11 protein-coding genes are annotated in these 8,454 nt (G+C 56.5%); 4 read left to right on the top strand and 7 right to left on the bottom strand.

The genetic code is table 11. The features are described 5' to 3' along the window. Window positions 1–159: 159 nt before the first annotated feature. From QJ48_RS28855 to QJ48_RS28840, 4 genes are all read right to left on the bottom strand, one after another. Window positions 160–540: a VOC family protein gene (locus tag QJ48_RS28855; protein WP_054976828.1), complete on the bottom strand. Its 381-nt coding sequence runs from the start codon at window positions 538–540 to the stop codon at window positions 160–162. Window position 541: 1 nt separating this feature from the next. Beyond that, window positions 542–1,138: an SRPBCC domain-containing protein gene (locus tag QJ48_RS39015; protein WP_054976827.1), complete on the bottom strand. Its 597-nt coding sequence runs from the start codon at window positions 1,136–1,138 to the stop codon at window positions 542–544. A 70-nt stretch (window positions 1,139–1,208) separates the two neighbouring features. Continuing rightward, a complete protein-coding gene (locus QJ48_RS28845) occupies window positions 1,209–2,174 on the bottom strand; it encodes a YafY family protein (RefSeq protein WP_054976826.1) in 966 nt (321 codons plus the stop codon). 34 nt (window positions 2,175–2,208) lie between these two features. Next, window positions 2,209–2,835: an HAD family hydrolase gene (locus QJ48_RS28840; protein ID WP_054976825.1), complete on the bottom strand. Its 627-nt coding sequence runs from the start codon at window positions 2,833–2,835 to the stop codon at window positions 2,209–2,211. A 265-nt stretch (window positions 2,836–3,100) separates the two neighbouring features. Here QJ48_RS28840 and QJ48_RS28835 point away from each other — a divergent pair, with 265 nt between their 5' ends. Next, on the top strand, window positions 3,101–3,358 hold the full coding sequence (locus QJ48_RS28835; protein WP_237763099.1) for a hypothetical protein: 258 nt from the start codon (window positions 3,101–3,103) through the stop codon (window positions 3,356–3,358). Here QJ48_RS28835 and QJ48_RS28830 read toward each other — a convergent pair. After that, on the bottom strand, window positions 3,353–3,850 hold the full coding sequence (locus QJ48_RS28830; protein ID WP_237763098.1) for a hypothetical protein: 498 nt from the start codon (window positions 3,848–3,850) through the stop codon (window positions 3,353–3,355). The two genes, QJ48_RS28835 and QJ48_RS28830, sit on opposite strands and share 6 nt — an antisense overlap. 170 nt (window positions 3,851–4,020) lie before the next feature. Here QJ48_RS28830 and QJ48_RS28820 point away from each other — a divergent pair, with 170 nt between their 5' ends. Continuing rightward, window positions 4,021–4,314, top strand: coding sequence for a DUF3817 domain-containing protein (locus QJ48_RS28820; RefSeq protein ID WP_054976822.1), 294 nt, complete (start codon window positions 4,021–4,023; stop codon window positions 4,312–4,314). 250 nt (window positions 4,315–4,564) lie between these two features. On the opposite strand, the gene QJ48_RS28815 is transcribed toward QJ48_RS28820, so the two are convergent. Beyond that, complete coding sequence (locus tag QJ48_RS28815; protein ID WP_054976821.1) at window positions 4,565–5,170, bottom strand: metalloregulator ArsR/SmtB family transcription factor; 606 nt, start codon at window positions 5,168–5,170, stop codon at window positions 4,565–4,567. Window positions 5,171–5,361: 191 nt separating this feature from the next. On the opposite strand from QJ48_RS28815, the gene QJ48_RS28810 reads away from it, so the two are divergent. Next, on the top strand, window positions 5,362–6,765 hold the full coding sequence (locus QJ48_RS28810) for a PLP-dependent aminotransferase family protein (RefSeq protein WP_054976820.1): 1,404 nt from the start codon (window positions 5,362–5,364) through the stop codon (window positions 6,763–6,765). 78 nt (window positions 6,766–6,843) lie between these two features. On the opposite strand, the gene QJ48_RS28805 is transcribed toward QJ48_RS28810, so the two are convergent. Next, the gene (locus QJ48_RS28805) at window positions 6,844–7,431 is read right to left on the bottom strand and encodes a MarR family transcriptional regulator (RefSeq protein ID WP_054976819.1); all 588 of its coding nucleotides are present in this window, start codon (window positions 7,429–7,431) and stop codon (window positions 6,844–6,846) included. A gap of 204 nt (window positions 7,432–7,635) precedes the next feature. Here QJ48_RS28805 and QJ48_RS28800 point away from each other — a divergent pair. Beyond that, the coding region (locus tag QJ48_RS28800) for a zinc-binding dehydrogenase (protein ID WP_054976818.1) at window positions 7,636–8,454 on the top strand (819 nt) is incomplete at its 3' end.

Raw genomic sequence — 8,454 nt, 5'->3', positions numbered from 1 at the left:
GATATACCCCACCTCTATTGGTCTGAGTTTTTCTACTTCTAGGGTTTCTCAACACTTGGAGGGGCGGAAGCCCCTCTTTTTTAGGTTATGAAGAGGAGGCAGTGCGCCTTATAAGCGGTTCTGCGAAAGGGGATAGGCTCGCCCGTGCGGTGGACGAGCCTAGTTCAAGCGGTGAACGATTTCGTAGGCGTTGCCGCAAGGGTCCTCGAAATAGACCGCATAATAGGTCGGGCTGATCGGGAACAGCTTCGGCCCGGCGGTGACGGTTCCGCCGCTTTCCTGTACGAGCTGCGCAATCGCGTCGACTTCGTCGCGGTCCTTCGCCCAGAACCCGATCAGGTTGCGGTTCGGCCGATGCTCGGGGTCCTCGGTAATGGCAAAGTACGCGACGCTCGGCAGTTCTCTTTCGGCGGCGAACACTCTCCAGTCCGCGCTATGGTAAGTGCGCGTGAAGCCGAGGGCGGGAAGCAGCTTCTCATAGAACGGCAGGACGCTTTCCATGTGCGTTACCCGGAGGTCGACATGGCTGAATTTGTTCATGCTAGATTCTCTCCTCCAGTTTCGCGATGACCTGCTCCCAGCGGTGCTTCATCTCTTCTCTGCGGAACGCGTCTTCGAGCTTTTCCTGATGGAAGCTGATCGTCGTTTTTCCCGAGCTTGCCGGCAGCAGACGGATTTGAAGAGTAGAGACGTGCTCCCAATCCCGAGGCTGCCAGGTCATGCGGAGCTGGGACAGCGGCTTGAGCACCCGCAGCTGGCCGGACGTGCCGTCATCGGTCAAGTAGACGTCCCCCTGCTGCGGGAGGGAGGGCAGCCCACCCAGCCACAAGCGCAGCCCTTCCGGCGCGGTCAGCAGTTCCCAAGCCCGTTCCGGGGAGACCGGCAGCGTCCGGCGTACCCCAATCTGGAAGCCGGTCGAAGCCGTCATTCCCGTGGGCTTGCGGCCCCGCTTCTGCTCGAAGGCGGCGGCGATCGTCTCGCCCCAACGCGGCTCCACGTCATGCTCGTCCCGCAAATAGTTGACGATATCCTCGTATGACCAGGCTTGGTCCACGGTTCTCTGCAAAATCATCAGCCACTCTTCCCACGTATGGCCGGTTTCATCCGGTAATGCTTGTTTGGAGATCGGGGTCGTCATCGCTTCATCCTCCACCTTGTTTGGTAATCCTATTATAAACAAACTTCACTGACACGGACGGCCAGTGAAGTTAAATTGTTTCGTAATATTCGGCAAGCGCGGAGGCGATGCCCGCCATGCACTCTTTGAGCGGGAGGGGCTCGACGGCGAAGATCGATCCGCCGTAGCCGAGCAGCATGTAAGGCAAGCGGGTGTAGGCAAACGACTCGGTGACTTGAAACTGCACATGGTCGGCCGACCGTTCAACGAGCGTGTGACCGAGCAGCCAATGGCGGCATAGATCGTTAATCGCCTGCGGCTGCCCTTGGATGCGGACGGTCAGCAGCGCTTCTTGCGTTTCGGGGCCCGGCAGCAGATCCTTCAGCAAAAACTGCCGGGCGGAAAACCCGCCCGGCCGCTCGAAGCTCTCCTCGGTGTGCGTCCAATCGCGGATACGATCGACCCGGAAGCTGCGGATTTCCTCGCGGAGCCGGCAGTAAGCGACGATATACCATGCGCTCTTCCAATGGACCAGCCCGTACGGGTCGATGCTCCGCGCCGTAACGTCGGCTTCGTATCCCGATTGGTAGGCGATCCGCAGAGTGCGGCCTTCGGCGGCGGATTGTTCCAATACTTGCAGGATCGATCCGAGCCGGGGAGGGACAGGCGGATGGATGACCTCCAGTCCCGATTCGCGCCGCTCCAGCGCATGGAGCTGCTCCTCGTTCGTGTACCTTTTGAGCTTGGCGACGGCCCGCTCCAGCGCTTCGCCGTAAGGATAGCCCGCCTGCTGGGCGAAAGCCGCCGAATGGACCAGCGCCGTTTGCTCTTCCAAATCAAAGAACAACGGGGCTTCGTTGAACGATTCAAGCAAGCTGTAGCCGCCGTGATGCCCGGCGTCGGCGACGACGGGAACCCCGCTGGCGCACAAAGCGTCGATACACCGGTAGACGGTGCGCACATGAATCTCCAGCTCGTCTGCGAGCTGCTGGGCGGTCATGCGCTTCCCTTTTTTGAGCAGCCACAGGATCGATAACATATTGTCCGCTTTGGACATGGCTTGACGCTCCTTTTCTAAGCGGCGGAAGGAATCACGGAAGCGCAGCTTCCATGATCGTCAGAATATCCTTCGGATGCCGCAGACGGTAATTGGCCGCAATTCCGGCATCGTACGCTCCCCACAGCGCCAGTCCGGAGGCGACGCCCGCTCCGGCCGCGCACTGCATATCGTAGATGCTGTCTCCGATGTACATCGTGTCCTTCGGCTCTGCCTCAAGCCGCTTCAAGGCGGTCAGGATCGGCTCGGGGTGCGGCTTGTGCCGGGCCGTGTCGTCGGCGCAGACGACGACATCGAAGTAAGGGTGCAGATCGAACCGGGCAAAATCTTTGATATATTCCGTGCGGGTCTTGGAGGTGACGATGCCGGTCCGCAGCCCGAGCTCTTTGACCCGGCTCAGCATCGGCTCGATGCCTTCGAATACGCGGATTTGGTAGTCATACCGCTCCATCAGCCGGTTCCAGCGTTTCGCGGCTTCCTCAATATCTTGAATCCCGAAGCGGGGGAGCGAGCGGGCGCTCGGGATCCCGAGCACAAAGGAAAGATCCTCCGGCTCATAAGGGATGTTCCTCTCCCGCAGCAGGTCCGACAGCGAACTGAGAATCGTCTGCTCCGTATCGAGCAGCGTGCCATCTACATCGAATAATAGACAAGGATACATGAGGAATCAATCCTTTCTTCGTGAATAATGCAATATAACTTAATTATACTTATAATAACTTGCATTAACAAGTGATTATCAACGAATGTAAGTAATAGTGCCAGTTTAAATAATGGATTTTGCATAATCTGGCGAAGGAGTGGGTAACCATAAGAGAGCGTGCGGTCTGATCTTGCCGTCTGGTAAAAGTATTTGTCTAAGAATCGCCGGAGGAGCTTTGGCGGATGCTTTTTTCGTTTCTGTACCCGATGCTGGAGAAAACACGTTGGAGGTCAAGCTCTATGGCGCAATTGTGTACGCAGGAGCGGCCGAAGCTGTGAAGCCGGTGTCTTCGGTGCCCGGCGGCGGGATCGGGACGCTCACGACCGCGATTTTGTGCGAAAATGCGCTGAAAGCGGCGGGGCTGCAGACCTGCGGAAAGGTGGTTGGACGATGCGCGACGGGGTGGGGGAACCGGACGGTTGGGGAATTCGTTCAGGAGGCCGGAAGCGCGGCCGCTCTCGCCGCCGCGCCAGACTTATGATTTATTTTCAATATAAGTCAGCAAAGCTTGCATTCCTTTAAGCCAAAGAGCTGAAAAGGGTGTCGTAACTGGTAGTACCATTAAGGCATATTGGGGTGCCAGTTTAAAGTAATCGTGCATAATATCATTCGCTGTAATCTCTGGTGACGGGGTCATCACACGCTCAAAGCCATACTCTGAAATAAGCATCAGCGTAGCACCAACTGACCCCATGAATAGGGGAAGTATAAAACCTAGAAAAGCACATAAAATCCAATATACCCACAGGCGAACGTTCCTGAATGCCTGGAAGTAACCTGAAATACCAGAAATAACGGAGACAGGAAAAAGGGATGTCGCAAAAAACCATAACCATCCCTCAAACGACGCTCCCCCATACGACATGCCGCCAGCCGCGAAATCCCCGAGGAAAGAAATGATAAAACTCAAAAAAAACATAGTCACCGAACCATAAATAAGACCTGCGAACGTAGAGTGCATTTTAATATTCATGTTTGATCCCTCCCCAGCGTCCCATGCGTAAGCAGGTGTTTGAAAAAAGTCACAATTGCCCAATGCTTGGCGAATTCCGGCAGTTTATAATAAAGATGAATCTTCGGGCTCGTCCAAAGCGGGCCGGAAGACAGCGGTAACATCCTATTTTTTACTTTGGAGGTCATGCCATGTTGAATCATCCCATCGGCCGCTTGCGCATCGTCGCTTTTATTGAGGGGATGTCCTATCTCGTTCTGCTGGCCATCGCTATGCCGCTCAAGTATTTTCTGGACATGCCGCAAGCCGTCAAAATTGTCGGATCGCTCCACGGCCTGTTGTTCGTGCTGTACGTGCTGGCCGTCATCCACGTTACCTTCGCCCATCGCTGGACCGTGCTGAAAGTGCTGTTCGCCATGCTTGCCGCCTTTATTCCGTTCGGCAATTTTATCCTGGATTCGCGCTTATTGAAAAACAGCCGATAGGCGACCGGAAAAGGCAGCCGCATAGAGAAGCTTGCAGGTCTGTCTTTCGCTGCGGATTTATAACGTTTTGCCCGAAAAGACTCCGGTAAGGAGTTTTTCTCATAATGATAGAATGTACAAGTTTTCAGCGGAGCTGAACCATTCTAAGACACGAATGAATCTTCCTCGAAAAGGCTTCGATAGGAAGCTTTTCTTATTTCTTGTTTTACAACCGTTTGCTCCACCGGAATTCCTCCTTCAAGCTCCTCACTTAGGTTAGCTTATCCCACTTGGCCCACATTTTGCGCGGATTCAGCTCGTACTCTTCGTTGTCCCGGAACATGAAGCGATGCATAATAAACTCCCTGCGGATCGTCGCAAAATCCTCGTGATACTGTCGGATGAAGTCGTTGATTTCTTGTTCCGTGTATTTTCTTCCTTGCTCCAACCTGGAGACGATATGCTCCAGTACGATCAGCTTCTTCTTCAACTGGGCAGGCACGTGCTTCAACTTGCCTTCGGAGGTGAAGAAGTTTTTCAGAACGGATTGTTGAAGACGTTCGGCTTTGTCCTCGGGCATGGAAGGCCCTCCTGTCTCGTTGGAATGGGCGTAGATCAGCTCTACGGAAGCGGCGGCGTTCGCCTTGATGAAGTGATGATTCAGCGAGAAGTAGATGGTATTCTTCACCCGGCGCTCATAAAGCAAGCCGGCTTCCCGCAGCTTGGCGGCGTGGTGGGTAATGGTGGCAGGGGTTACGCCTAATTTGTCGGCCAGCACCTGTCCGTTCAGCTCCCCGTCCGCCAGCAGGATTAGGATGCGGATTCTTGTCGGGTCGGCGAGCGCTTTATGATAATTGACGATCTTATCCAGCTGCATGGGTTGATGATCACCATCCATATTTTTTAATATGTATCTAATTTAATAATTATCTAATTAGATAATATTCAAATTATTACTTGCTGTCAATGAAATCCAATAAATTTACTGTAGCATGGCCGAGTGGTTTATAATAGGGCCAATGAAGCCGAATCTGAATAGAGCCACTTTGGCGAAAAGGGGAGAGGTCTATGCTGTGGATTCCGATTGACCGGTCGCTCGATATGCCGCTAATCGGGCAGGTGTACGGGCTAATCCGCGACCGCATATTGAAGGGGGAGCTTCCGTCCGGAGAGAAGCTGCCGTCCACGCGGGAGCTTTCCGGGGAGTTGAAGGTATCGCGCAATGTCGTTCTGGAGGCTTACGATCAACTGCTGGCGGAAGGCTTTCTGATCTCGCGGAGGGGTTCGGGGACGTTCGTGGCGGAAGGCGCTTATCTCGAACAGCGCAGGCGAGTGACGGAAGCGATTGCGCCGAGCGCGTATGATAACCTGCCCCGGGGCGAGGGCCTCGTCAATTTCCGCTCGGGCATTCCGGCCTTGGACCGGTTTCCGCGCAGAATATGGGCGCAGTTGTCTTCGGCCGTCTGGAACGAAGCGTCGCCTGCGATGCTGGGGTACGATGCTCCCGAAGGGCGTCCGGAGCTGCGGCATGTGTTGGCGCGGTATTTGCTGAAAAGCAGAGGGGTGCACTGTCACCCGGACCAGCTCGTCATCACTTCCGGCGCTACGCAAGCGCTGTCTCTGGTGTCCAAGCTGCTGTTGTCGCCGGGCGACGAAGTGATCATGGAAGATCCGATCACCTGCGATATCCAGGCGATGTTTCAAGCCCAAGGCGCCTCCATTCGCTTCGTACCGGTGGACGAGCACGGGCTGCAGACGGCTTTGCTGCCGCAGGCCAGTTCGCCCAAATTGGCCTTCGTTACGCCCTCGCATCAATATCCGCTGGGAGGCGCGCTGCCGATTCAGCGGCGCATTCAGTTGATTCAATACGCGCGTACGCACGATTGTTATTTGGTCGAGGACGATTACGACAGCGAATTCCGCTACGAAGGGCCGCCCGTCAGCTCCTTGCAAGGGCTGGAGCCGGACCGCGTCCTCTACATCGGCTCGTTCAGCAAAATTTTATCTCCGGCGTTGCGCATGGGTTATCTGATTCTCCCCAGGCCTCTCGTCGAGCCATGCCGCCGGTTGAAGTGGTACTCGGATCTGCACAAGCCTTCGATGGATCAGCTTATTCTTGCGCGTTTTATGGAAGGGGGCTATCTGGAACGGCATATTGCGAAGATGAAGAAGCTGTACAAAAGCCGCAGAGATTGTCTGATCGAATGCTTGCGGTCCGCTTTTCCGGGCCAGGTGAACATCATCGGCGATTCGACCGGGCTGCATCTCGTCGCGGAGTTCCCCGGACGCCGGTTCGACGAAGAGGCGGTTCGGAAAATCGAGCGTATGGGAGTCAAGGTGTATCTGGTGGAAGAGCACGCCAACGACAAAGAAGCGCACCGCAGCCGGCTTATTTTAGGGTACGGTCATCTTCCCAAGGAGGATATTCAGGAGGGGATCGCCCGGCTTAGCCGGGCTCTGCTTGGCATGTAGCGCCATACCGGTGGTCCCCCGAGCTTGCAGGAGGCGCCGGTCAGGTCTGGTGCCTCCCTCATGTTTATGCGTGCAAGTTTACACGGAGGGCGGCTCCGCTCTCCCCGTTTCGTCATCCTCCGGACCGGAGTTCGCTTGCGGATTTACCCAGGAGGCTTGTAAGGAATCCTGTAAAATTCGGGTAAGAACGCGCAGCTCCTCGTCGTCATACTTTTGCAGGAAGCGGACAACGCCTTGCTCCATTTGCCGGTGCAGCGCTTCGTGAAGCCGGAACAGCTCCTGACCGAGCGAAGTCGTGCGGAAAAGGACCTCTTTTTTGTTATTGGGAAGGAACTGTTTCTGAATCAGTCCTTTGGCGGTCAGCCTTCGGGTAATTTTGGAGACGCTGCCCTTCGGGATGCCGAATTGTCTGGAGACGGTAATGCCGTTCACCGGCTCCAGCCGTCCGATGGCGTCCAGCACATGCAGCTCGGTCACCGTCGTATCTTTCAAAAGCCCGACAATTGCCTCATTGTCGCAGTTTCGGGCCATCCACTGCCGCTCCTCGTCATCCTCGGCCTCCATCCGCCGCTGGACTTGCCCGAACAAGGCAATGACCTGCCGGATGAGCGGCTCTTTGGAATGTTGGCTCCCATTGGGCCGTCCGTCGTTGGGAGTATGTGCCATGTGAAATCTCCTTCATTTTCGGTCGGTTCTATTCTATCAGTATATCAAGAAAGGGGCCATTTCAAAAACGGAAATGGAGCTTGATCATCCTTCAATAAAAAAAGTTTCCGGGAAACAATATTGACAAACAGAGTGATCGCCGCTAATATTGTTTCCAGGAAACAATATTGCTGATTCATCAGCCTGCGAGGAGAGGATTCGATTATGAATAACGATCAACTGCACGGAAATGGTTCCGAGGAATTTCGCTCCGGGGGAGCGGTCACGACGCGGCGGGTTGCTCGGGCGCTGCGGGCCGGCGGGCCGGAGGTCATCGAGGTTGCAGAAGAAGAGCTGGCCCCTTTAAAATCCGGCGAGGCGCTTGTGCGGGTAGAGGCCGTCGGCCTGAACCACGTGGAATCCTTGGTGCGGTCCGGTACGTATCCCATCCGGTTTCCGTTTCCCTACGGCGTCGGTGTGGAGGGCGCCGGGGTCGTTCTGGCCGTCGGCCCGGAGGTCACGCTCCCCGTAGGCACGCGGGTATGCTGGACCGGCGTACCCGGGTCCTGCGCGACTGTCGTCATCGCGCAAGCCGCCATGCTGGTGCCCCTGCCGGACCCGCTTACGTTCGAGGACGGCGCGAGTCTGGCTCACGCAGGGCTGACCGCCGGCGGTCTTGCCCGCCACTGGCCGCTGAGCGAAGGCTCGGCCGCTGTCGTATGGGGGGCGGCCGGCGCCGTAGGCCGCCTGCTAGTCGCTACGTTGGCCGAGCGCGGCGTCGAGGTGATCGGCATCGCCAGCGGCGGCGAGCGGCTGGAAGCGGTGCGGGCGGCCGGGGCCGCACACGCCGTCGACCGTTCCGCCGAAGACGTGCAGGCCGCCGTCCGCGCCTTCACCGGCGGTCGCGGGGCTGCCGCCGTCTTCGATCCCGTCGGGACGGAGACGTACAAGCTCAGCTTAAGCCTGCTGGCGCGCCGCGGCTGCCTGATCAACTACGGACAGCTGTCCGGCGATCTGCCGTCCGTCGACATGAAGGAGCTCATG

It is taken from the genome of Paenibacillus sp. A3 (assembly GCF_001399685.1).
In the GTDB taxonomy this organism is placed as follows: domain Bacteria; phylum Bacillota; class Bacilli; order Paenibacillales; family NBRC-103111; genus Paenibacillus_G.
Note: the sequence above shows the minus strand (reverse complement) of the source record. Positions and strands in the feature narration are given on the sequence as shown.